This window comes from Shewanella sp. SM101 (genome assembly GCF_025654465.1).
Classification (GTDB): domain Bacteria; phylum Pseudomonadota; class Gammaproteobacteria; order Enterobacterales; family Shewanellaceae; genus Shewanella; species Shewanella oncorhynchi.
This window is the reverse complement of sequence record NZ_JAKKRH010000030.1, coordinates 39,370-61,710: the sequence shown is the minus strand read 5'-3', so window position 1 is coordinate 61,710 and position 22,341 is coordinate 39,370. Positions and strand designations below refer to the sequence as shown.

Genomic DNA, 22,341 nt, shown 5'->3' with positions numbered 1-22,341 from the left:
AGTCGTCGCGGGAATTGTTGGGATAACGCACCAATGGAGCGTTTCTTTAGAAGTTTGAAATCTGAGTGGATACCCGCCAGTGGTTATGGGAATTTTACAGAAGCAGATAAAGAGATCACAAATTACATCACTGGATATTACAGTGAGACCAGACCCCATCAATATAATGGTGGGTTAACGCCAAATGAGTCAGAACGTTTATATTGGAATGACTCTAAAACCGTGGCCAATTTTACTTGACCACTACATCAGGAACAAGTCGCTGCAGCTCAAGAGGCCGACACGTTGGTGTCATCTATCGATCGGCAAATAGAGCAGCTAAAAGAAGAGTTGAAATAGCGCATGCACGTTTTTCCTGATGGTGTATTTGGTAAAGTACTGATAAATTTCTTTTATTACAGTTAATTAGCTGTATCGCGTTTTTTATTGGCTAATGAGGTAAACGCACATGCGCACTAAGACGTTATGTTTCCAAGGAAATTGTGTGCCATATATGCTTCTCAAAAAATGTGTATTTATAATTTCTCTTTCAATAATATCTGTCTCGTGTGCGCCTGTAGTTAGAGATTACTACAAGCCAATATATAGCGAAGGAGTTACATACAGTAGTGGTTGCGGAAGTTCAGGCCCTGCGGATAAAATATCAATACAGCTTAGTGGGGGAGTTGAGCTCGAAGTATCTAGCTCTAGTTCAGCAAAAAACGAGAGGTTTAATAATTTTTATTTTTCAGCTTCAATTCTTGCACCATCTGGAACATATTTTCAATTTGAGAGCGACGAAATTTTAATTACTGACAATACAACAAACAAAATATGGAATGTAAAAATTACTGAATTAATCACACGGACAGAGAATATTTCAAATACTAATTCTGGTGAATCAGCTAATAAGGATGAATATCTCCGTGTAAATCCAACATCAAAGATAAGTGGTAATACCTTTTTCGGCTATAACACACTATTCGGTAAAAAGTATTTTAATTCTGGTGCGTCAATAAGTATTTTTTCAAGAGATATTGAGTATAAATTGGAAAACTACTCTATCCAGTTACCATCCATTATTATAAATGATAAAAAATATATTATTGAACCTATAGGATTTTTACATGTGCGAAGCATAGGAATAGACCCACTAAATTGTTAACATAACATGCTGTTCTGGCACTTCGTGCCTGCGCTTGACGAGTTTTAGACTCGCGGTTTTATGGTTTTGCTGCGCCAAAGTGTTTCATAAAACTACAATTTGAAAACTGCCGCTGAACTCGGCGTTAGCCGTCTAAGGAAAGAATGTGCAAAGTCCAATCTCAATTGGTTGCGAGTGTGGTGGCCCACAAGATGGCGGTATAGGCCGTCTGAAAGTGGAACTCTTCCACGCGTTAGAAAAGCACGTCACCTCTACGCACTGCGATGCGGTAGATGAGTACTTGCCCGTCTTGAGAGTAGATGGAGAATTTTCCACCTATGGTCCTGAGGGAATTCATCGGGTGCGCTTTGCTAAGAAAAGTCGTTACATTACTGCGGACATTCAAATCCCTGAGTCAGTTTGGCGTCTGGCGAGTGAACAGGATCTCCGGCAGTATCTTGGGTCTGCACTTCGTTCGGCCATGGAGGTATTTGTGGCTAGGCTCAAGAAGGACGGAGTCGCGGTTGTAGAGAGCTGTATCTACGCCCAGATGAACGCAGCAATCACAGAGTTCACACTAGGCGCGGTGACGGCTAACAATTCGCTGCAGGCGTGGCGGTCCTGACGGGCCACGGCCTGAACTCGGCGTTAGAACTACTAATCAGGGATGGGTGTATATGTTACTAAAAGTGTTGTTCTCTCTCAGTTTGCTATTGAATTTTTACCTCATTTTTTGGTTCATTAAGAGTAGTTACACCATCGAAGCTCACCCTAAATTAAAGCGTGATAATTTTGTTTTATCCCAATTTGTGAACAGCTCACTTACTAAAGACGAGCTTTTAATGATTGCAAAATCCAAATTAGGTATTGAGAAAGTAAAAGAACAATATAATCACCAATCATGGGACGATAAAAAATTTGCATCGTCTGTAATAATCGAGGGCATTAGCTTCTTTTTCAACGAAAAAGATGAATTAATGCAAGTAGACCACTCGTACAAAGCGTGTTCACCTTTATGGGTAAGGGAGTTTTAATAAACAAATTGTGGTCTAAACGTAAACAACACGCTGCATATTCGAAGCATTAGCCTCCACAAATCAGCAAAATCGCATCCGTACTGTGTCCGTACACGTTGCGCTGCGGTTGTTTAAACTTTATACTCCAATCCATTACGGATTAACTCCGTACGATAGGAGGTTTTATGGCGACTGCAAGACTTGATATCCGATTGGATGAAGAGATCAAAGCTAAGGCTGAGAAAGCATCGGCTTTGCTCGGGTTAAAAAGCTTAACTGAATACGTTGTTCGCTTAATGGACGAAGATTCGACTCAGGTGATTGCTGAGCATGAAAGCATTACGGTTAAAGCTGATGTATTCGACCAATTCATAATGGCTTGTGATGAGGCTAAGGTTCCGAACAAGGCATTGCGTGAAGCGGCAGCATTTACTAAGCGTGGTGAGTTTAAGTGAGTTACTCCAAGACTTTCAAAGAATTGGATAAATCACAACACGATAGAGCATCATTTGACTGTGGCGAAGCAGAGTTAAACGATTTTATCCAAACTCAAGCAGCGAAACACATGCAAGCAGGTATTAGCCGTACAATGGTTTTACCTGCTGCTACGCCATTACCCAATCAAAAATATCCAATTTGTTCATTTTATACTATCGCCCCAAGTTCAATTTGCCGTGATACCTTGCCGCTCGCTATGGGCAAAAAGTTACCACGCTATCCCATTCCGGTGTTTCTGCTTGCTCAACTTGCTGTCCATAAAGAGTTTCATGGTAGTGGGTTAGGCAAAGCTAGCTTAATCAAAGCGCTAGAATATCTTTGGGAAATTAACGCTCACATGCGAGCTTATGCCATTGTTGTCGATTGCTTAACTGGCCAAGCTGAATCATTCTACGCAAAATATGGTTTCGAAGTTCTTTGTGAAATCAACGGTCGTGTCAGAATGTTTATTCCAATGAAAACAGTCGGTCAGTTGTTCACTTAGCTACAAGCTCCCCGCCTTGACTGTCTATGCCTTAGCCTTAGATGCTGTTATGTCTACAGTATTATTCGATTTGATCACATTTCACGAAATAAAACCAAAATAGTTTTGCTCGTTTACAGGGCTAGTGCCAGTATATGCCATTTGTAATAAATTAGTTATTTACATGTTGCTTGGGGTGGTAGGTTTTGAACTCGCGCATCTGTGTTTCTCCTCATGGTTTATTTATTAAATAATTTATAATTTCCTTTTATTACAAGTGATTAACTATGCACGTTTTGACTGTCGAATGAGGTAAACGCGCAGCGCATAAATACTAAGACTTTAGAACCGTAGGAGTTTATATGAAGTCCATAATTTCTAAGTGCAAAAAGGATGACTTTTATTACCTATCAGAGGTACTTGATAGTTACCTTTCATTAACAAATGACAAGCGACGCAAAGAGTTGCTTATTGCTTGCGATGGCTGTGTAAACTCACGCGCGGAGCTGATCGAATTAATGGATGAACAAATAAAATATTATGGTTCATCTGATATTGCATATCTGAAAAGAGCACTTTTTAGTACTGACAGTGGAGTAGAAGCAAAAGAGATCGTTGAAGATGTATGCAAAAAACTAAAAGTTAACATAAAAATTGGTGGCTCCACCGAGTCTAGGCTTGAGCGACTTGTAAATGTTGTCGTTGAGAAAGAACTTTTAAGTAAAACACCAGAGGAACTAGCTAAAGCCTTTAAGGGGATGGGGGTAGGTGACGTAGACGGAGATCTAATTTTAGAGCACATAAAAAGCAATGGTAAGGTCGCCATTCTGCCTATCTTAGTTCAAGTCCTTGGCCCTAAAATCACGCTCGGTATAATTGAAACCATCATTGTTAGCTTAATTGTGCAAATTATAGGGCGTGAGGCAGCCAAGCAACTTGTTAAAGAACTAATGAAAAGAAACCCTTGGATAAACGCCTTGGGCCCGGTGCTTTGGGTTCTTTCTGGCTTATGGCTAGCATATGATCTTCAAGGCCCTGCTTTTAGGAAAACTGTTCCTATTTGCCTTTATTTGGGCATTGTAGCACTGCGTGATGGCGAAGAAGATCTCAGTTAGTTCTAACAACCGGTTCAAATCGTTCGCTTCGCTCTCTGGGACGGGTTAAAATCCGCCCCTTAACCAAACGTCACACCGCCTCCTTGTCCTTCGGGGCAAAGAACAGCGCGACGGGGCCATCTTCGGTGTCGTGAATACTCAGCAGGAATGATCCGGCTTTGTCGCAGACGGGGTGCCAATCGCTGATATCGTTATCGCCCTCGTCAAAGTAACGCTCGATCTGATGTTCAGGCGCATCGAGTTCAAACCAAATCGCCACAAACTTGCCGCCCTTTTCAGCAGCCCATACTTCACACTTACTGGTTTTTAAAGACTTAACTGTAGTGATAATGGTTTTTTGGGGGGCATTTCATATTCATTTTTTGTTCAAACAAATCGATGTTAATGGCGTTGTTATGGTCAGAGAGTCTAAGCAGCTTGGTGTTTGGTAAAGGTACGTTGCTCCGTGTATAATATTTTGCTGTTTTTCTTTACACGAACTAGGCAGCGATGCCGTACAGTGCCGTCGGCTTTTTCGCGTTTTTGAATGCTATATGATGCCATGTTTTTGGTTCCCCGAACCCCTCAGTCCAATCCATTGTGGATCACTATAGGTTCCCCGAACAATGCAAAATATGCAAAATATGCAAAACATGCAAAACATGCAAAAACGTACAAAAATTAGCAAAAATATTAACTTTTCGGATTGTAATGAATTTAGATAAAACCCAGCAGCACCAAGGTTTAGCGCCTAAAACCCTCGATAGAACCTTTTCCATTGCGCCCATGTTGGATAGGTAGGATTTTAATCTAGTTTATTGATAAATATTAATAAAATATTTGCGTGGATGCCTATTGGATACCTCGCTTTTTTGGAATTGGTTTTGGATACCTGAAAGCGTAATCTACTGTTTATCAACATTGAGGTGATCTATGGATAGAAAATCTTTAATAATACTCGCGCTGGTGTTAACGAGCGGTCCTACTTTTTCGGCCTTTGCCGAAGTCTATAAATGTGCTGATGGAAAGTATCAAGCCGATCCCTGTGATGAAAACAGTCAGCCAGTTGATTTAAGTGGCGTCGGTAGCTTTATTAAAAGCAGTGACAGCATTTCAAAATCAAGCGTGGGTTCAAACGCTACTTCTGATAAGAAAAAAGAAATCAGTACCTATATTGAGAAGCAACGTATTGCCCGAGAGATCACTCGGCTTGAGGGTGATCGTAAGCGGGTGATTGCTGAACGTGACCAGCGCTTACGTAATCTGCGCGAAAGTCGGCAGTATGCGAATAACAACTTAGCCGGTGCAACGTGGGAGCAAAGCTTAGCGCAGGAAATGACTGCCACCGCCCAAGAGGCCGATACGCAGGTGTCATCTATTGATAGGCAAATTGAACAGCTTAAAGAAGAGTTAAAATAGAGGTTTTTAAGTCCATAATGACATGATGAAGCTCTTTGGCTAAATGGTGTCTGCAAGTGCATCCATGAAATCAGATGATTGGGCTAGGGTGTAGATTCGTGGAATAACAAATGATAAATGTTACTATATAGCTTGCTCTATTATATGTGCTGTTTACTGCAGTCGATGGACTGTAACCTTGGGAGATTATTGTGGTACTAAGACGTTTTATACTTTTAATTTTAGTTTTATCCTTAGCTGCTTGCCAAAACCATCAAGCCAAAACTCAAACTCAAACTCGTGATCAGAGTGTGTTACCGAAGGTCGAACTTCATAATGAAATTCAACCTTTAGTATTAATTGTTCCATCGTATCCCCAAAAAGCACTCGAAAGACAAATCACGGGTAACTGTAGGCTTTCATTTGATTTGAAAAGTGTCGACCATGGTAGTAAGCCATTTAACATTAAGGTTGTACATTGTGAGAATGAAGACATTTTTTGGAATACGAGTGTGTCTGCTTTAAATATGTGGCTTTATTCGGGAATTAAAAAGATAACTGAATATAGTAAAGAACCGACTAATGGATTGGAAGCAACCTTTAAGTACCAGTTAAGTGATGTACAACAATAGAGATTGGTCGTGCATAGTTGCGACCTGATCTCAAGTGATGAAACAAGCAAGCCAGTTGATTTAAATGGTGTCGGTAGCTTTATCAAAAGCAGCGACATTAGTTAAAATACTGCTAATTTCCTTTTATTACAAACAATTAACTATGTGCACTTTTGCTGGTCTAATGAGGTAAGCGCGCATACGTATTAATAGAATATTAGGCTGATCACATTGTCACGGAGTATAGATGAAGGAATCAATCGAATTTTCAAAGTTCATATTTGAACAGGAAAATCCTTGGGTAATAATTTCAGCAGTGATTTTAGCAGTAATTTTTACCATACCTTACTTGCTTAAACTACTTAAAGAAATATCTACAATATCCCACACAATAGAAATAAAAAATATTGAAGGGTTTTCCTCTAGTATAAACGAGGAAAATAGTGCAGCAGTAAAGTATAAGCTTGAAAAATATTTCGCTCAGCTTTATAAACGCTCATTTACATACAAAGAAATTAAATACCTACTCAGTTTCGAATCACCTTCAACAGCTATAAAAGACTATATTTGGGGGTACTCATATTTAAATTTTGAAGATAATAAAATAAACTATCGGAAAAACTATTGGTTAAAAACGATAAGATGGATTTATGGTATTTTATTTATGCTTTCATCTTTGTGTGGAGTAGTTTCTATGTTACTCCTTATAGCGGTATTAATGGCTGGTGCTAATGGTGAAATTTTATTTAATTTTATATGCGTAGTTTTCTATATGTTCTTTATCGCTTGGTTCACTTTAAAAGGGGCTAGAGATGTTAATGCTGCATGCCGAGTTGTCGAAAAGCAACCTAAAAAGCTGACTAAGACACAGAAGACACAACAGCGCTAAAAAGCGCCTTAAACAGCGCTGTTTGTGACCGTGTGACTCGCAAGAAGTTGCTCGCCGTTTAGGCGAGCATTAGTCCCTACAAATCAGCAAAATCGCATCCGTACTGTGTCCGTACAAGTTGCGCTGTGGTTGTTTAAACTTTATACTCCAATCCATTACGGATTAACTCCGTACGATAGGAGGTATTATGGCTACTGCAAGACTTGATATCCGTTTGGATGAAGAGATCAAAGCTAAGGCTGAGAAAGCATCGGCTTTGCTTGGTTTAAAAAGCTTAACTGAATACGTTGTTCGCTTAATGGACGAAGATTCAACTCAGGTGATTGCTGAGCACGAAAGCATTACTGTTAAAGCTGATGTATTCGACCAATTCATAATGGCTTGTGATGAGGCTAAGGCCCCGAACAAGGCATTGCGTGAAGCGGCTGCATTTACTAAACGTGGTGAGTTTAAGTGAGTTATTCCAAGACTTTTAAAGAATTGGATAAATCACAACACGATAGAGCATCATTTGACTGTGGCGAAGCAGAGTTAAACGATTTTATCAAAACTCAAGCAGCGAAACACATGCAAGCAGGTATTAGCCGCACAATGGTTTTACCTGCTGCTACGCCATTACCCAATCAAAAATACCCAATTTGCTCATTTTATACTATCGCACCAAGTTCAATTTGCCGTGATACCTTGCCGCAAGCCATGGGTAAAAAGTTACCACGCTATCCCATTCCGGTCTTTCTGCTTGCTCAACTTGCTGTCCATAAAGAGTTTCATGGTAATGGGTTAGGTAAAGCTAGCTTAATCAAAGCGCTAGAATATCTTTGGGAAATTAACGCTCACATGCGAGCTTATGCCATTGTGGTCGATTGTTTAACTGGCCAAGCTGAATCATTTTACGCTAAGTATGGTTTCGAGGTTCTTTGTGAAATCAACGGTCGTGTAAGAATGTTTATTCCAATGAAAACAGTCGGTCAGTTATTCACTTAGCTACTAGCTCCCCGCCTTACCTGTCGTGCTGCCTATTCCTCACATTCGTGCATAGAAACTGTTTTTTGTATTCATAACAACTCAGTCTTAGATGCTGTTATGTATACAGTATTATTCGATTTGATCACATTTCACGGATTATAACCAAATATAGTTGTGCGCACTTATAGGGCTGATTCCAGTTTATACTATTTTTAATCAATGACTTATTGAAACGCGGCTTGAGATAATAGGTTTAGAACTCGCGCAACAGTGTTTTTCTGCATGGTTTCTTTGTTAAAGAACTGATAACTTTCTTTTATTACAAGTAATTAACTATGCGCGTTTTTACTGGTCTAATAGGTAAACGCGTGTGAGCACTTTTAAGACGTTATGTTTCACTGGAGCACGCATGAATTATTCATTTCCAGTAGCAGCCTTGGTTGCAGTATTTCTTGGGGCCTGTGCCAATCCGATCAACCGCGCTACTTTCGACAATTACTCAGAAACATGCGCAGTTGCCGAAAGTAACGGCCGCCTCGATGTTGCTGAGGAGGCTTGCTACCGAGCACTGGTAAATACCGATTGGGGCAACCTCGGCCCAGAGCTAAAATCTCAGGCGCTTTACAACCTCGGCCGTATCAAGCGGGGTCTATCCAAGTTCGGAGAGGCCGAACAACTGTTCAAGGAATCGTTGGCAATAGAAGATAAGTTGCCTGTTCCTTCCGAACAAAAGATCGGTCGTCGTCTTCTTGAGTTATCTGTTAGCCTCGCCGCCCAAGACAAGTGGTCCGATGGCGCCCGTTATCTTGAGCGTGTGCTGCCATTGACCGAAAAGTTTTCCCCGCGTGAACAGGCTTACGCCAGCGAGGTATTGTCCAAATATGGTAGGCACTTAGCTGCTGGTACCACCGATAGTGATCTTGCTGCTCGCTTTGAAGCCAAGGCAAAGGCGCTCCGGTGAACGTGAAACATAATCTTGCAGTCGAGCGGACCTGCGCGAAAAGCCGCGCAGGCCGCTCACTTCCACGTTAGGTGTATCTAGAGTGTGGCGAATATCATTACTTGCTTTTGTTTTAATTGGCTGTTCATCAACTCCACCAAAAGGGTGTGAGTTTGATCTTAACGGTTGGAATAAGGCGATAGACATTCCAGTGTCATTGCAATCAAAAAATAAAAAAAACATTACGCATTGGTATGTAAATCACGACGGGGATTATTTCTTCTGTGAAAATTTTGTAGATAGTAATGTTTGTGGTCAAAACTTTGAAATACATTATAAAAAACAACATGGTAGTTATAGTTCGGATTCTATAATGTGCATGCAATAATACACCTAAAAAGCCAATTAAGTGCGGGACTGCTAAAGCTTGGCTCAGTTTCGCTCCGCTTCACAGTTTAGCCAAGCATTATCAGCCCCTTATTGGGGCGTTAAATGCCCCAAGGAATCAGAGTGTTTGCCAAGAGATTCTTAGATGAAAATTATGATTGCGCTGAGTACTTATCAAGGTACGAGGGTGGCCATTATGATGAGCAGTCTTTCTTGCAGTTAGTGCTTCCGTTAACTGATGTCACTATAAGCAATGAACATCAGCACTTGGTTATTGGTCATGCCGGTGCTGATGGTATTGAGTTTTGTTACCGTATCCATAAGCCTGGGGTTTGGGCTTTCTATCCAATTGAGGGTAGGTTTCAAAAGGTTGCAACCAATATTGGCCAGCTAGTAGAGGGGTGGTCCAATGGCACCATCAAAGTATAAGCATTTAACAAGCAAAGGCAGCATCGCCCCTGTGGGGCAGGACCTCGCAGGGGCGATGCTTTGGACGTCACGCCGCTTCCTTGTCCTTCGGGGCGAAGAACTGCGCGACGGGGCCATCTTCGGTGTCGTGAATACTCAGCAAGAATGATCCGGCCTTGTCGCAAACGGGTTGCCAGTCACTGATATCGGTGTCGCCCTCGTCAAAGTAGCGCTCGATGAGGTTTTCTGGCGCATCGAGTTCAAACCAAATCGCCACAAACTCGCCGCCCATGCTTCACACTCCACACGGGTTACCCCTTCATCCCACTCGGGCAAATCGGGATGGGTCCAATAACCTTCTTCACGTTCTACAGTTGCTGCTTGTATCGGGTTCATGCTGCTTCTCCTTTTATCCTGAGTTTTGATTCTGCATTGAGTGCGAATACTTCGGCGTCGGCTTGGCCGAAGTCGCTGCACTCGATGGCGTTAAAAGACTTACAAATGCCCCAGCCGTGGTAGTTGTTGGGGGTGTACTTCACTTCGATTTGTTGCTGATCGCACATCAAGGTGGAGTAGGGCTTAGATAACGTGACCACGCCATCTTTGGTGCTGAACGCATTCATGCCGCCTCCTTGTTTTGGTTGTCGCTGGTTTGGCTGACAGGCGGATGGCAGGGCAGACGCATTGGGTGATATCGGTACGAATACACTATGGTGCGGCTAATGCCCTTGGCTAAGTTGGTTAAGCCGTTGCCCAATGCTTGCCAATACAGGCAATCTAACGCGCCCAGTGCCAGCGCGATTTTGATGCTGTCGCCCGTTTTTGCCTTTAGTAACAGGCTTAACTTATGGCTGCGGTAATGATTTAACAGATGGCGAAACGCCGCTGATTGAGTCATTTAGGCCACCTGCTTCGGTTGCAAAGGGTTTGATTGCAGCTTGGCCCAGTCGATGGCTTTAATGGCCTCGACCGTGGCGGCGATTTGCTCTAACTTCTTTTGCCCGCGCATAAAGTTCGACAGTTCAATCCCGTGGCGAGCCGCCGCGCGTTCGGCGGGCAGGGCACTGGTGTAATGCAGCGTTAACGCGGCAATCACCTCGGGCGAACTAATGCGGGTGAGCGATAGCAATAACGCAACGCGCTCTTGTGATTCAAAGCCTGGGAGTAAGTGGTTCATGCGCTATTCCTTCCTTTTGAATCAGCAGGGCTAAGCTGCGGCTTCGCCGTTAAACACCACCAGATTGATGATGGGTTTCTTGGTTTTGGGGTTCACCTTGTCCGACAGCTTGTGATAGCGAATATGTACATCGCGGTGGGCTTCTTGGGTCATGGCTAACACGATGTATTGCTGGCACAGCGCGGGCGTCGATAACGAATGCGACAGGCGTTGTGGCTTCATGGTTTCAAATAAGTGCTGCGCCATATCATCCAACTTAGCTTGGTACTCGTCGGGGCTTAGTTGACGGCGGTTAGGGTGCGCGCCTACTGAGGTGCTGCACTTTTTGGCCGCTTGATTTTTCGCTAAGGTCATGGACACGCCGTAAACAAAAAACATAGATACCTCCCCACTGAGCCGCTGATTACGCTAAGTTGATTTGATCTTGCTTGGCGGCGTCGCGTTGCTTGTCGAGGTATTCGGCAAGGTCGGTGACATTGACCATCCAAGGCGCTTTGTTGCTGTTACTGGTGCGAAAGGCGGCTAAGGGCAAGCGGCCGGCTTTGGCATAGTTGGCCGCGGTACGCGGTTCGAGGCCAAAATACTCTTTGCTGATTTGATCCAGTGGCACTATCACTTTGTTGAACTGGGCCATAAGCAAAAACGCGGTGTTGATTCCGCTCATGTTGGTTGCTCCGCTTGGGTGAGTTGCAGCGGATGCACGTTAGTGGCCGCCTGTTCGTTACGCCACACCATCACCTTGCCGTACAAACCTTGTTGGGGCTCAGTGAAGCGCAGGCTGAAGTTGAGCCCGAGTTCGCCCGTGTGGCGTATAAACTGGCGGTAAAAGGCAGCGCTTGGGTGGTGATAGGCAAAATGCTTTACCAGCTCGGCGCAGCGGGCTTGCACCCGTGGGCAATCCATCGGGTCGGTGTGGCCCTTGGCCAGCGCCATTAAGCAGGCAAAACGTATTGCCACCAGTAGACGAAACTCATCGCGTTGCTTAGGTGTGGTGTGAACTTTCGCTAGAATCATTTCCCTGTCCTCGGTAGTTTGTTTAAGTTTTCTTAAATACAATTTAGGAAAACTTAAGTGATGGGTCAAGTTAAAAATTAGGAAAACTTAAAATATTTTTGGTTATTTTGATTTGGTGATTTTTAAAGCATGGGATGATATAAATTAAAGTATTGAACTAAGGAGGGTTTATTGTTTTAAGTTGATGTCGGTCTCGAAAATTACAAGAACATTTTAGAAAGTAAAAAGCCTTGGATTAACAAGGCTTTTGTAAATCAAAAAACAAATGTCTAACCTTTGAATTTTGATTTTGGTATCTCTAAACGCCACATACCACCATCTTTACGGAAAATTCGTTTACCGTTTCGAGTGATATAAGGGCGAAAGATCACAACAACATCTTCATTACATAATGCTGGCATGAGTATCTCCTCAATCTGTCGTCGTTGACAAACTGATGGAAACTGCACTAAGATAAGACTGTCAAGTTTACTTTTATGCTGTTTCAACCAGATACCTAGATGACAACGTTACCTAGGTATTTTGCGTAATAAGTATCTAAGAAAAGGAAGGGGTCGCAGCCTTCCTTTTCTTTATCCTCTCATTTTTTTGAGCCTTAATGCCGCTGCTGTGTAGCTAACTCCAAACTTTTCCACAAGATCTTGTGCTGTATCTGTAGAATTAATCATCCTACTATCCATCAAAAACTCGCTTGCAAAGGTGTCAGCTTGCCATTCGCTGTCTTCATAAACTTGGTGGTCACCACGCGAAAATGCTGGTTCTTGATTTTTGTGTAAATCAAGGTGCCCGAGTTCGTGAGCTAGTGTAAACCGAGCGCGTCCATCACCATTAGCCGCGGCTTCGTATACCGTGTTTTTAATTTTGATTAGTTTAGCATTCGGATAGGTTCGAGCTTCTTCATCGCCTAACTCATAATCCTCTACTACTTCAAAGCATAAAACACCTAACTCTTGTAGGACTTCATAAAGCTTACAAATATTAATGTAAGGCTTAAATTGTCTGAATGAATCTCGACAATTCCTTGCAGAACTCTCAATGGTCGCAGTTTTGAGAGGTTTTACTTTATGGCCAAGTTTACGTTTATGTGCCATCGCACTATCCCTCCAGCAATTCCATAAGTTTTCTCTGATCTTCAGGCGATATATTTTGGTAATTGCGGGCAAATGACACCGCTAGCTCCCTCTGTTCAATTGAACTATCTTTTAGTTCTATCTTAATTGAGGGTTGAGACGTTTTTGCTGCATGCCTCAGCTCTGCAGAGTCCTCGGGATTTAAGTCAAAATATTCGATCATTCTAAGTATATTTTTATCTGTAACCGCTTTCTTACCTAGCTCAATAGCTGATAAATATGCAGAACTAACGCCTAATACCTCAGCTAAGTCTTTCATGATCATTCCACGATCAATCCGTAGCTTACGCAACAAACGGCCTAAGGCTGTAGTTTTCATAGTATTGTCCTCGTGTCTCCAAATGAAGATTATATCTTCATTATCTATTAAACCATAAACAACCGCCTAAATCAACCAATTTTGGTTTCATTAAAGAACCAGTTACATTTTAGACGCAATGAAGACTGTCAATTGATTCAGATTATTCATTTTTTATAGCAGATAAGGGAATATGTGGGTATGAATGATGATGCGTTAAAGTAAGCTGCGAATTGAGTATTGAGGTGGGGGCGTTATCCATAACTATCGACTAATGGCTCTTCCTGTCACGTGCTTATTAGTGCAATGCGTCTGTTGAATAGCAGGGTTAGAGCTTGATATTATTACCTTTTATAATAAAAAACCGCCGGATGGCGGTTTACTTGAGTAACGTAACACTGCTAAAGCCTAACCAAGGATTGGTGGCTCAGTATCGTGTAAATCTTGAATCAAAATATATTTTATCATACGCAACTCCAGTTTTCTCTGTTAGAACAGTATAACAATCTCAGTATAACAACATTGTGTTTTTATACAAAATATTTTGATGGGCCATAATATTATTGATAATCACTTAAAGGTTTTGGATAGTCTATCTGGTACTTATCAAGTAATTTTTTGAACTCATCTTTATGAGCTATGGAACTAAAATCATCACTCAAATCATTTGAGATAGCAATTTTTACTTTGTCTTCATCTAACTTTAAAGCCATCTCAAGACATTCCACGATCTCTGAAACTTTGTGCTGAAGTAAAGCCATATAACAGGACTTGTTAAAGTAAAGCATTCCAGGAGGTTTGACAGAATGCTGTATTGCTAAGTCGATGTTCTTCATCGCTTGGGGTACATCTCCAACTCTTTTCAAACAATATGCTTTTCTCCATAATGTATTGGAGTCCATTGGATTATGTTTAAGATATTCATTCATAAAAACTAAAGCTTCTTCGTACTCTTGCTTTATCATGTGCATTGAGCCTTGAAGCTTAATCTGATCAATCTGAACTGATAAAGTTTTCTCTGATGCTAATTGAGCTGTTTTTTCAGCTAGTTCCGCTTTGTCGTTTGCCTTTTGCAGCAGTTGTTGTGATATAGAAGATGCAAATTTTTGACAAACGAATGCAGCTGCACTGCACATCCCAAGAAACACATAAATATTTTGATAATCTGGAGAAATATCTTTTAAAAGATTACTGCCAATCATCTGCAAAAATAGTGGAACCATGAATGTTGCAAGTACACCTGTAATCAGATTTCTTGCAAGTCTTCGATGACAGTAACTCTCGTTATAATCAGTATTTAGCCATGACAACCATCCACCAAACAATCCGATTATAACCATTAAAATCAGTGGACTATGTGTGTATTCGCCAACTACGATTGCACTACTTGTAAGATTCTCTTGTGATATATTCATCATAGCTCTTTCTAAATTAACACCGAGTACCAAAACACTTTGCCGATGATTTTGATCTGTTTTAGTTTTTCAGCATCCAAGTGTTCGTCTGGCCATTCTTCAGTATTGTAACTGCGCAGGCGCAGACCACCACCGGGGAGTTTGTAGAGCATTTTGACGCGCATCATGCCATCGTGGTTAATGGCATACATTTTACCATCAACGATTTCGGTGGCTGAGGTATCGACACCAACCGTTGAACCGTGGGGTAATACGGGCTCCATGCTGTTGCCATTTACTTTGACACAGGCTGCATGATCTGTATTTACGCCTTGACGCTTAAGGCTGCTTTTAGCAAAACGGAGCTTAGGGCCTTTATATTCAACACCTTCTGTAATGCCTTCACCCGCTGATAGTTCGACATCCATGTAAAAGGGGATTTCGACTTCATCCTCACCCAGTGGACTATCGTTGTCCCATAGGTCAAAACCGCCTGCCCATTCAGCATTCGATTCAGGTTTCTTCGTGTTTTTGCTATCGCCAAACATCAACCAGTCAGGTGAGCACTGAAGTGCTTGAGCCAACTTGTAAAGATTTTCACCCTTTGGAGATGTGTCACCTGATTCCCATTGTGAAATGGTAACGCTTGAAACTCCTACTTTTTTACTAAGTTGGAGTTGAGTCAGGTTGATAGTTTTTCTTCGCTCTTTAGAGCGTTCACCGAGTGTTTTCATATAAGTTATCTTAAATCAATTTGACTTAGGTTTTATTTGTATTGATACTTAGGAAAACTTAAGTTTAGGGTGGTGAAAAATGAAAACTCAGCTTGCCGTCGAATACTTCAAAGGGAAATCGAAACTGGCTAATGCATTAGGTATTAATCCAGCTTCCGTTTCTCAATGGGGCGATGACGTTCCCGAACTCCGCGCTTATCAAATCGAGCGCCTAACCGATGGCGCACTCAAAGTTAACCCCGTCGTTGTTTTAGATAATCCTGAGTCAGCGAGTGTGGCTTAGGTTCACTTTAGGTTGAAGGAGGGCAGTACACATGAAAACCCATTCACGTAAAAAAGATAGTCGTTTGAATTTGTTGATGAAAACGATTCATCGGGTGTTGGAATTGCCCAAGATGACACGCTTTGCGCTGGCGATAGATTTTGTTGCGGCAGTTGAACGCCTTGGGCTGAGTGAAGTGTTGGCGGCGGAGGGCATTAGCTTTGCCAGCAGCCAAGACGTGCACAACGATGCGCGGATAAATGCCCAAAAGCTGTTCCGTTGGCTTGGTCAGTATGAGGGCCAGCATCCGCAGGTGGATCGCTTGTTTCATGTTGAGCAAGCACTGGTAGCGGCATTGCCTGAGCATTTGCGGGTGCAGTATCTCAACGATGTATTTGGTTGCACAGGGGTGACGGTCATTGCCGACCGCATGAATGATGGCCATGTGCTGCATGTGGCCGATATGGCAGCGTCGCTCACCAAAGAGAATGCTGAGGCGCAAGTGGCGGTGATCCATTTGGGCGAGGAGCCCAAGCGCGAGCAGTTAGTGGCGGCGCACCGTGAGTTAAAAGAGTCGGCGGCGACCACGCAAGCGAGCATGGCGGCGTTAGAGCTGGCCTATCCGTATTTAGCGAGTCAAGGCGGTAAGGCGGGTTGTTGATGACGGAACACGAACACGCATCGATTACTTATCGAGAATAAGAAAGCCCGCAAAAGTTTGGCGACAGGCGCGGGCTTAATACCTAAGAGAGGCGATTACATGTTACGAAAGCATGGGGGTTGCGTCAATTCGGCTTTGTGGGTTACTCCGTTTGGGGGTGGCTTATGAGCATGGAATTGATGGTAAAAGCGATGAAGGCCAAGGTGGGTAATCCACTGCGCAAGCTGGTGTTGATTAAGCTGGCCGACAACGCAAACGATAATGGTGAATGTTGGCCGAGCCATCAGCATATTGCTGACCAGTGCGAGATTGGTCATAGCACAGTGAGAAAGCATATTGCGGCCTTGGTTGATATGGGTTTTGTAACGATTAAAAATCGTAAGGGACCTAAGGGAAATTTAACCAATATTTACACGATTTCAATCTGCTACGAGGTAGCACCCCCTGTGCTAGCAGATAGCACCGAAGAGGTGCCACCAGATAGCATAGGTATGCCACCAGATAGCAGACCCCCTGTGCCACCAGATAGCACCGGAATCTATCACTCTTTTGAACCTATCAAGGAATCTTTAAAAGATAGTTGTCCAGCTACGAGTGCTAAGTCGGTTTTCAATGCGTTTTTCAAAGCGTATCCCGCCCATCGCAAAGGCGGGTCGGATTCGGCTGCGTGGAAAGCGTGGAAGGCTGAAAAGCTGACCGATGCCGATTGCGTGTTGGCGGTGACGTGGTTGAAGGAGGCTGCAGCGCTGGATGCGAGTTGGGGCTTTAGCGCTAACGGCCAGTTTGTGCTCGGTATTACCAAGTTTATCCGCGAACGCCACTGGCTAACGCCGTTGCCAAGACCGATGGGTACCGCCGTTGGGCAAGTGGATTGGCGCCATGCGGTGTATGACCCTGAGGATCCTTTGATATGACTGCCAAGCAAAATACGAGCATGAAATCACTGCAGACCTTAATCCGCCAGCCGTTGGTTGGGCAGGGGCGTGTTAGCCAACCCGAACCTACGGCGATGGACATGGCGATTGTAGACAGCGTGTTTAGCAAGTTGCGGGTGTTGTTTCCGGTGAGTGCACCGCGGCCTGAGGACGAAGCGACCCACAAAGCCGAGTGGCTTAAAACCTTGGCGGCACAGGGCATTGCGAGCCGCGAGCAAGTGCAAGCGGGGCTGAATCGCGCGAGACGCGAGCAGGGCGATAGGCAGTTTTGGCCGACACCGCGCCAGTTTGCTTTGTGGTGCCAACCGACGGCCTGTGATTTGGGGCTGCCCAAGTTAGAGGCGGCGTTTAAGGAGGCAACGCGCCATTACCATCATCCTGATAAGCATACGTGGAGCCATGATGTGGTGCGCTTAGCGGTGCGCGAGACGGGCAGTTGGATGTTTGCCACTGGGCTTGAAAAGGATGTGTTAATGACCTTTGAGCGCAATTACACAGTCTTATGCAGGCGCTTTAGCCGTGGCGAGTTGACCGATATTGAGTTGCCTAAGGCACTGCCTGAAACGGTGACGCGGCCCACTGAGGCGGCAAAGGCGAAATCAATTATTGCCAATTTACGAACCAACCTTGGGCTTAAGGGGGCAAACGATGGCTGCTAGCGGGGTTGAGGTGGGTAAGTTGAACGATGCCGCGCTGCGCCGTTGGTTACGTGGCGGTTTGACGCGGGATTTTAGGGACCCGCAGTTTCCTGAGGTGCGTTTACGGGCAACGGTGGATAGGGCGAAGGCGAGTGTGCATTTGGTGATTAATGAGGGGGATAAGACGGTTTGGAAGAAGCAAGGCGTGTGGCCGAGCATGTGCATTAAGACGTTTTTGGCGGATTTACCTGTGATGTTGGCTAAGCGCAGTGCGGGCGCGGATGTGTTGCGTGGTGAGTTTGCGACTGTGACTGATTTGCTGTTGTGGTATGGGGACTATTTGGATGGTAATACGACGTTAAGCCCGAGCTGGCGCGATAACTGTAGGTCGATTATGCGTAAGCAGTTGTTGCCTAAGCTGGGTGATGTGGCCTTGGCTGAGTTGTCGTTTTTGGTGGTGGATAGTGCGTTGGTGAAGCTGATGCTGAATGAGGGGTATGCGCCGCATTATATTCGTTTGAGTGTGAATGTGCTTAAGCGAGCGTTGAGTTTGGCGGCGGATTTTAGGTTGTTATTGCTTAATCCTCTGATGGGTTATCGAGTGACGATGAGTTTAACCTTATCACCTAAGCCTGATACGCGCTTGATGGAGTCTGACTTAGGGCCGTTGTTTGTGGCGTTGCGTGATGCATTTATGCCGGTGGCGATGTTGTTTATGTTGATGCTGATGTTTGGGACGCGCATTGGTGAAACCCGTTTGGCACGATGGGAGCATTTTGCGGGTGAGTTTTGGTTTATTCCTGCGGCGAATGCGAAGAACCGCCAAGAGCACCGGCTACCGTTAACGCCTACGGCTAAGGCGTTGATCCAGCATTATTTGCAGTGGCAGCTTAAAAATGTGGGTAAGCGGGCGTTTTTGTTTGCGGGTGATGTTGGCGCTATTAGCCAGCGCACTGCGCATTATTGGAGTGAGACGATTCGGTTTAAGGAGTTTACCTCGCATGATTTGCGAAAGCTTTGCCGCACGATTATCCAAGACATGGGCGTAGATACTATGGTGGGTGAGCGGTTGCTTAATCATGCCTTGCCTGTGCTTTTGCGTACCTATGTTCATTCGACGTTGGATAAGGGCATGTTGAGTGCGCTTGATGCGTATCACGCGCATTTAATTTCGCTCGGTTTTAGTGAGGTTGCGCCCGAGATAATCCCTAGATCGTCTGCGAATGTTGGGAGTGCTCAAACCCTTGGTGTGAGTGGGTGGCTGTGATGATCGTTGCATCAGCCTTACAAGAGTATGCAATGGCACTAAATAAGGTGGTTTTATGAGTCATCCAGCTGCAAAAATTCTAAAAACAGGCAGGGCGATTAAGGGGCTTTCTCAGGACGAAGTGGCGGCGTTTTACGGGATAAGCCGCCGAACGTATCAGCGATGGGAGAATGGCAAGAGTAACGTGCCTTATAACCACCTGCGCTCAATAGTGGATGATGTATTCCATTTATCGATAGACCAGATCACGGAGGTGGCTAATGCGAGTATGTGATGCGCAAGAGCAGGTTATTAACATGAAAGCCCTTCGTGCTGGGCTCAATGCCTGGGGGCGTTATTGGGCGTTCCAAGAACTCGGTAAAGGTTTCACTAATCGCAGTGCTTGCGATAAGTTAGGTGAGGTGCAGGTTTATGGATGTGCGTTGGTTAGGGAGTTGAGCGTTCCTAAGCAGGTGGTCCAGTTCGATAGGATGATTGAGCGGTTATCGCCAAACTGTATTCGGGCGATTCGCACCTGTTACGTGTGCAAAGGCCAGTGGGCATTGATGGGGTTCGATAGCAAGAAGTCGTATGTGTATTGGTTGAGAAGGGCAGAGATTCAATTAGCAAAGTGAGGTGGGTGATGGAGCAATTCTTTTTGTTTGGTGATTTAGAAACGGGTGGGCTGAACGGCCGCTTAGACAATGGGATGCTGGGTATGGAGTATTATCCTATCTTTGAGCTGGCCTTTATCGTGACTGATAGTGAGCTAAACCAAGTGGGTGAAGCGCTGCACATTGTTGTGCATCAAGACTATGAACACATTGCAAGGTCACATGAGTGGGCGATAGATGTGCATACCAAGAGTGGGTTGTTAGCTGCTGTTCGTGCCTCATCAGTATCGTTAGCACAGGCTGAGCAGATGGTACTCGAACACCTGAAAGCACTGGGAATACCTAAGCATGACCGTAAAGCTAAGACTGGTGTGGTGTTTGCGGGTAACTCAATCATGTTTGATCGTTCGTTTATCATGTGCCAAATGCCTGAGCTTCATGAGTACATGCATTACAGGCAGCTAGACATATCAGCACTAGGGCTCGCAGCTAGAGCTTGGGCGCCTGAGGTTGAGCGTAATGCGATTAAGGCTAAGCAGTATCAGCATGAAGCCTTAGCCGATATTCGGGAGTCGATAGCAGAACTCAAGTATTATCGCGACGAGTTGTTTGGTTGTGAAATATCATCTTTGTCAATAGGTTAGGTACGGCCTGTTCAAATGAGAATGGCTATCATCAGAGCTAGATGCGACCTATTATCATCACGGGTCCTTCCGGCTCGGTTGATTGCGGGGGCGGTGACGCGCAATGCTTCACTACATATGAGAATTTTGGGGAGGTTGGTTGTTGTTTTATGAACATTGATTAATGCTAAAAAAAAGCTCTCTTAATTTAGATTGTTATTTACTGATTTTAAAGGATTAACCTGCAATGTAGTTGGTAAGGATTTAGCGCTTCGATCTATGATCGAATACCACAACTTTTAGATCTTTTGAGGTGGACTAGATCGTAGTTCAGTAAGATTTGATTGGTGAGAGATGTAGTTACTGAACTATCACTAATCACCAGAGTTAGAGATTAGCTTTGAGGTCAATATGATCTGTTCATCCGCAGGCTTGGCAAATGACAATTCACATCCAGATTTCAATCTGTATAAGACTCTAGTACCGCCTTTATCTGTCGTCTCTTCATGCATATCGAATATCTCAGTTGCAAGGATGAGACTCTTTAACGATTTATGTCCATAGTTTTCTTTCAATACCGCAACCTCTTCAGGTAGATGTTGCTTTAGTAGTTGTCCTGCAGTATTTATCAATGTCCAACCATCTGCTCTCTGCCTTTGAACGGCAATCTTCCCTAACATTATGACTAAGGGAGTATTTATTAAATAAGAATATTCCATGATTTTTTTGCCTTCCTCTGAATTGAGAAAGCTTACAAGAAGATTTTTAGCCCTATCTAAGGCACTCACATTGGCTTTTAAGTCTTCAATTTCTTCCCGTATTTCTTTACTCTGCTCGTCAAGTTCATCTCCAATAATCCGACAACTGTCTACAGAATTACTATCAAATCTCGGTAGTAAATGATGGACCAGCTTATTTCTATTTGAAACTAAATTGGCTAAGCGTACTTTTTTTGCTTCATAGTTTGTAGCGTCGCATTCTAAGTGAAAACGAAAAGATAAATATGCGTCATCGATAACTTCGGGTTCTGATGAGATAGCTTCGCTATCAAGGTTGGTATTTTCAATATACTGTCCAACCAACGTCCCCATCGTTTGCTTGCTGATATTCTTAACCCGTGCTGCTTTTATCTTCTCTAAATCTCTTGAAAATCCTGATAACTCTCTATTTGCAACAATAAACTTTAATAAATGTTCAAGTTCTTGGAAGAGCATTATATTTCTTCCTATTTTCCTTAATACTTCGTCTACAGAGTCCTTTAATGACATACCTTTTCCATGTTGTTTTGGTCGGCGGCTTAAACAATTTGGCCACATAATAAAAAGTTTGTCAGCATCTAAAGTAGATCATTACCAGTTGAAATAATCTTTGATTGGTAGTTGTTTATCACTTAAGTGATAAGTAAAACAATAAATCCTCTGTGATTAAGTTTTCACGTATCACATATTTACAAATTCCGAAACGACACTTTTGTCGCTTTTAGCGACACTTTTGGCGCTTTCAAGGCCCTTAAAATCGAGTACATTTGTATACGCTTGCTAAGGTTACATTTATTCAGTCGCACGTTATTTGTCTGCCAAGGGCTCCTTTTAGGGGCCCTTTTTATTTGGCGCTATTTCTTGTTCGCAAACATCCAAATAGCTGTTCGTTAGCTAACCCCCCCGCTGAAAAAAAGCGGCCGCTGCAATGGTGGTCGTGGTGGGTATGTGTTGCAGTGGTGTTTGACATGATCGCTACGGACGTTGAAAGACACTAAAAACATCAGCTGTTAGAGGCGGCTTACCTAACCGTTGATCTAACCGTTGGCCGCGCTAAGGCTAAC

Annotated in this window: 34 protein-coding genes and 2 pseudogenes; 22 read left to right on the top strand and 14 right to left on the bottom strand. The window is 43.6% G+C overall.

Going from position 1 to position 22,341, the window contains the following annotated elements; all coding sequences use genetic code 11:
* The 7 genes from L5M38_RS16480 to L5M38_RS16450 form a co-directional block, all read left to right on the top strand.
* On the top strand, window positions 1-240 hold a 240-nt coding region (locus tag L5M38_RS16480), incomplete at its 5' end, for an integrase core domain-containing protein (protein WP_263147013.1).
* A 253-nt stretch (window positions 241-493) separates the two neighbouring features.
* Entirely contained in the window at window positions 494-1,144 is a 651-nt protein-coding gene (locus L5M38_RS16475) for a hypothetical protein (protein WP_263179692.1), read from the top strand.
* Between the two features lie 145 nt (window positions 1,145-1,289).
* Window positions 1,290-1,748: a hypothetical protein gene (locus tag L5M38_RS16470; protein ID WP_263179691.1), complete on the top strand. Its 459-nt coding sequence runs from the start codon at window positions 1,290-1,292 to the stop codon at window positions 1,746-1,748.
* Window positions 1,749-1,800: 52 nt separating this feature from the next.
* A complete protein-coding gene (locus L5M38_RS16465) occupies window positions 1,801-2,157 on the top strand; it encodes a hypothetical protein (protein WP_263179689.1) in 357 nt (118 codons plus the stop codon).
* 167 nt (window positions 2,158-2,324) lie between these two features.
* Entirely contained in the window at window positions 2,325-2,594 is a 270-nt protein-coding gene (locus L5M38_RS16460) for a DUF1778 domain-containing protein (protein WP_168826599.1), read from the top strand.
* Window positions 2,591-3,121 carry a GNAT family N-acetyltransferase gene (locus tag L5M38_RS16455; RefSeq protein WP_263179688.1) on the top strand — a complete coding sequence of 177 codons (531 nt, stop codon included), beginning with the start codon at window positions 2,591-2,593 and terminating at the stop codon, window positions 3,119-3,121. The genes L5M38_RS16460 and L5M38_RS16455 overlap by 4 nt, the downstream gene beginning before the upstream one ends.
* Before the next feature lie 341 nt (window positions 3,122-3,462).
* A complete protein-coding gene (locus L5M38_RS16450; RefSeq protein WP_263179687.1) occupies window positions 3,463-4,215 on the top strand; it encodes a hypothetical protein in 753 nt (250 codons plus the stop codon).
* A 70-nt stretch (window positions 4,216-4,285) separates the two neighbouring features.
* Here the strand turns inward: L5M38_RS16450 and L5M38_RS16445 are convergent.
* Window positions 4,286-4,513 (bottom strand): annotated as a pseudogene (locus L5M38_RS16445) (hypothetical protein); the annotation flags it as partial.
* 614 nt (window positions 4,514-5,127) lie between these two features.
* Here L5M38_RS16445 and L5M38_RS16440 point away from each other — a divergent pair.
* The 7 genes from L5M38_RS16440 (at window position 5,128) to L5M38_RS16410 (ending at window position 9,814) form a co-directional block, all read left to right on the top strand.
* Complete coding sequence (locus L5M38_RS16440; protein WP_263179686.1) at window positions 5,128-5,613, top strand: hypothetical protein; 486 nt, start codon at window positions 5,128-5,130, stop codon at window positions 5,611-5,613.
* Window positions 5,614-5,804: 191 nt separating this feature from the next.
* Complete coding sequence (locus tag L5M38_RS16435; RefSeq protein WP_263179684.1) at window positions 5,805-6,224, top strand: hypothetical protein; 420 nt, start codon at window positions 5,805-5,807, stop codon at window positions 6,222-6,224.
* A gap of 226 nt (window positions 6,225-6,450) precedes the next feature.
* A complete protein-coding gene (locus L5M38_RS16430; RefSeq protein ID WP_263179683.1) occupies window positions 6,451-7,092 on the top strand; it encodes a hypothetical protein in 642 nt (213 codons plus the stop codon).
* A 187-nt stretch (window positions 7,093-7,279) separates the two neighbouring features.
* Window positions 7,280-7,549, top strand: a complete 270-nt coding sequence (locus tag L5M38_RS16425; protein ID WP_012586779.1) for a DUF1778 domain-containing protein — start codon at window positions 7,280-7,282, stop codon at window positions 7,547-7,549.
* On the top strand, window positions 7,546-8,076 hold the full coding sequence (locus L5M38_RS16420) for a GNAT family N-acetyltransferase (protein ID WP_263179682.1): 531 nt from the start codon (window positions 7,546-7,548) through the stop codon (window positions 8,074-8,076). The genes L5M38_RS16425 and L5M38_RS16420 overlap by 4 nt, the downstream gene beginning before the upstream one ends.
* Before the next feature lie 391 nt (window positions 8,077-8,467).
* The gene (locus L5M38_RS16415; RefSeq protein WP_220591992.1) at window positions 8,468-9,019 is read left to right on the top strand and encodes a tetratricopeptide repeat protein; all 552 of its coding nucleotides are present in this window, start codon (window positions 8,468-8,470) and stop codon (window positions 9,017-9,019) included.
* Window positions 9,020-9,508: 489 nt separating this feature from the next.
* A complete protein-coding gene (locus tag L5M38_RS16410) occupies window positions 9,509-9,814 on the top strand; it encodes a hypothetical protein (RefSeq protein WP_105251424.1) in 306 nt (101 codons plus the stop codon).
* Between the two features lie 67 nt (window positions 9,815-9,881).
* Here the strand turns inward: L5M38_RS16410 and L5M38_RS16405 are convergent.
* The 12 genes and pseudogenes from L5M38_RS16405 to L5M38_RS16350 form a co-directional block, all read right to left on the bottom strand.
* Window positions 9,882-10,189: pseudogene (locus L5M38_RS16405) on the bottom strand (hypothetical protein).
* Window positions 10,186-10,416: a hypothetical protein gene (locus L5M38_RS16400; RefSeq protein WP_263179681.1), complete on the bottom strand. Its 231-nt coding sequence runs from the start codon at window positions 10,414-10,416 to the stop codon at window positions 10,186-10,188. The pseudogene L5M38_RS16405 and the gene L5M38_RS16400 overlap by 4 nt, the downstream one beginning before the upstream one ends.
* Window positions 10,413-10,691: a hypothetical protein gene (locus tag L5M38_RS16395; RefSeq protein ID WP_006082043.1), complete on the bottom strand. Its 279-nt coding sequence runs from the start codon at window positions 10,689-10,691 to the stop codon at window positions 10,413-10,415. Before L5M38_RS16395 ends, L5M38_RS16400 begins: the two co-directional genes overlap by 4 nt.
* Complete coding sequence (locus tag L5M38_RS16390; RefSeq protein WP_263179680.1) at window positions 10,692-10,970, bottom strand: hypothetical protein; 279 nt, start codon at window positions 10,968-10,970, stop codon at window positions 10,692-10,694.
* A gap of 30 nt (window positions 10,971-11,000) precedes the next feature.
* The gene (locus L5M38_RS16385; RefSeq protein ID WP_006082041.1) at window positions 11,001-11,348 is read right to left on the bottom strand and encodes a hypothetical protein; all 348 of its coding nucleotides are present in this window, start codon (window positions 11,346-11,348) and stop codon (window positions 11,001-11,003) included.
* 25 nt (window positions 11,349-11,373) lie between these two features.
* Complete coding sequence (locus L5M38_RS16380; protein WP_220591999.1) at window positions 11,374-11,634, bottom strand: pyocin activator PrtN family protein; 261 nt, start codon at window positions 11,632-11,634, stop codon at window positions 11,374-11,376.
* Window positions 11,631-11,984: a hypothetical protein gene (locus L5M38_RS16375; RefSeq protein WP_263179678.1), complete on the bottom strand. Its 354-nt coding sequence runs from the start codon at window positions 11,982-11,984 to the stop codon at window positions 11,631-11,633. The genes L5M38_RS16380 and L5M38_RS16375 overlap by 4 nt, the downstream gene beginning before the upstream one ends.
* Window positions 11,985-12,253: 269 nt before the next feature.
* Window positions 12,254-12,385, bottom strand: coding sequence for a hypothetical protein (locus L5M38_RS16370; protein WP_263179676.1), 132 nt, complete (start codon window positions 12,383-12,385; stop codon window positions 12,254-12,256).
* A 171-nt stretch (window positions 12,386-12,556) separates the two neighbouring features.
* Complete coding sequence (locus L5M38_RS16365) at window positions 12,557-13,075, bottom strand: ImmA/IrrE family metallo-endopeptidase (protein WP_263179675.1); 519 nt, start codon at window positions 13,073-13,075, stop codon at window positions 12,557-12,559.
* 4 nt (window positions 13,076-13,079) lie between these two features.
* Window positions 13,080-13,433: a helix-turn-helix domain-containing protein gene (locus tag L5M38_RS16360; protein WP_263179674.1), complete on the bottom strand. Its 354-nt coding sequence runs from the start codon at window positions 13,431-13,433 to the stop codon at window positions 13,080-13,082.
* A 539-nt stretch (window positions 13,434-13,972) separates the two neighbouring features.
* Window positions 13,973-14,827 carry a YEATS-associated helix-containing protein gene (locus L5M38_RS16355; protein ID WP_263179673.1) on the bottom strand — a complete coding sequence of 285 codons (855 nt, stop codon included), beginning with the start codon at window positions 14,825-14,827 and terminating at the stop codon, window positions 13,973-13,975.
* 11 nt (window positions 14,828-14,838) lie between these two features.
* Window positions 14,839-15,540 (bottom strand): helix-turn-helix transcriptional regulator, encoded by a 702-nt coding sequence (locus tag L5M38_RS16350; protein WP_263179672.1) that lies wholly within the window; start codon window positions 15,538-15,540, stop codon window positions 14,839-14,841.
* Between the two features lie 79 nt (window positions 15,541-15,619).
* Here L5M38_RS16350 and L5M38_RS16345 point away from each other — a divergent pair, with 79 nt between their 5' ends.
* The 8 genes from L5M38_RS16345 to orn all read left to right on the top strand — a co-directional run bounded on the left by L5M38_RS16345 (window position 15,620) and on the right by orn (window position 20,540).
* Complete coding sequence (locus L5M38_RS16345; protein ID WP_011847789.1) at window positions 15,620-15,823, top strand: Cro/CI family transcriptional regulator; 204 nt, start codon at window positions 15,620-15,622, stop codon at window positions 15,821-15,823.
* 31 nt (window positions 15,824-15,854) lie between these two features.
* Window positions 15,855-16,463 carry a hypothetical protein gene (locus L5M38_RS16340; protein ID WP_263179671.1) on the top strand — a complete coding sequence of 203 codons (609 nt, stop codon included), beginning with the start codon at window positions 15,855-15,857 and terminating at the stop codon, window positions 16,461-16,463.
* Between the two features lie 164 nt (window positions 16,464-16,627).
* Complete coding sequence (locus L5M38_RS16335; protein WP_263179670.1) at window positions 16,628-17,377, top strand: helix-turn-helix domain-containing protein; 750 nt, start codon at window positions 16,628-16,630, stop codon at window positions 17,375-17,377.
* Window positions 17,374-18,057, top strand: a complete 684-nt coding sequence (locus L5M38_RS16330) for a replication protein P (protein WP_263179669.1) — start codon at window positions 17,374-17,376, stop codon at window positions 18,055-18,057. Before L5M38_RS16335 ends, L5M38_RS16330 begins: the two co-directional genes overlap by 4 nt.
* The gene (locus L5M38_RS16325) at window positions 18,047-19,303 is read left to right on the top strand and encodes a tyrosine-type recombinase/integrase (RefSeq protein ID WP_263179668.1); all 1,257 of its coding nucleotides are present in this window, start codon (window positions 18,047-18,049) and stop codon (window positions 19,301-19,303) included. The genes L5M38_RS16330 and L5M38_RS16325 overlap by 11 nt, the downstream gene beginning before the upstream one ends.
* Window positions 19,304-19,358: 55 nt before the next feature.
* On the top strand, window positions 19,359-19,577 hold the full coding sequence (locus tag L5M38_RS16320; protein WP_011847783.1) for a helix-turn-helix domain-containing protein: 219 nt from the start codon (window positions 19,359-19,361) through the stop codon (window positions 19,575-19,577).
* Window positions 19,564-19,917, top strand: a complete 354-nt coding sequence (locus L5M38_RS16315; protein ID WP_012196674.1) for a hypothetical protein — start codon at window positions 19,564-19,566, stop codon at window positions 19,915-19,917. The genes L5M38_RS16320 and L5M38_RS16315 overlap by 14 nt, the downstream gene beginning before the upstream one ends.
* Before the next feature lie 8 nt (window positions 19,918-19,925).
* Entirely contained in the window at window positions 19,926-20,540 is a 615-nt protein-coding gene (orn, locus tag L5M38_RS16310; protein ID WP_263179667.1) for an oligoribonuclease, read from the top strand.
* A gap of 353 nt (window positions 20,541-20,893) precedes the next feature.
* Here the strand turns inward: orn and L5M38_RS16305 are convergent, their stop codons facing one another.
* Complete coding sequence (locus tag L5M38_RS16305; protein WP_263179666.1) at window positions 20,894-21,787, bottom strand: hypothetical protein; 894 nt, start codon at window positions 21,785-21,787, stop codon at window positions 20,894-20,896.
* Window positions 21,788-22,341: the final 554 nt, after the last annotated feature.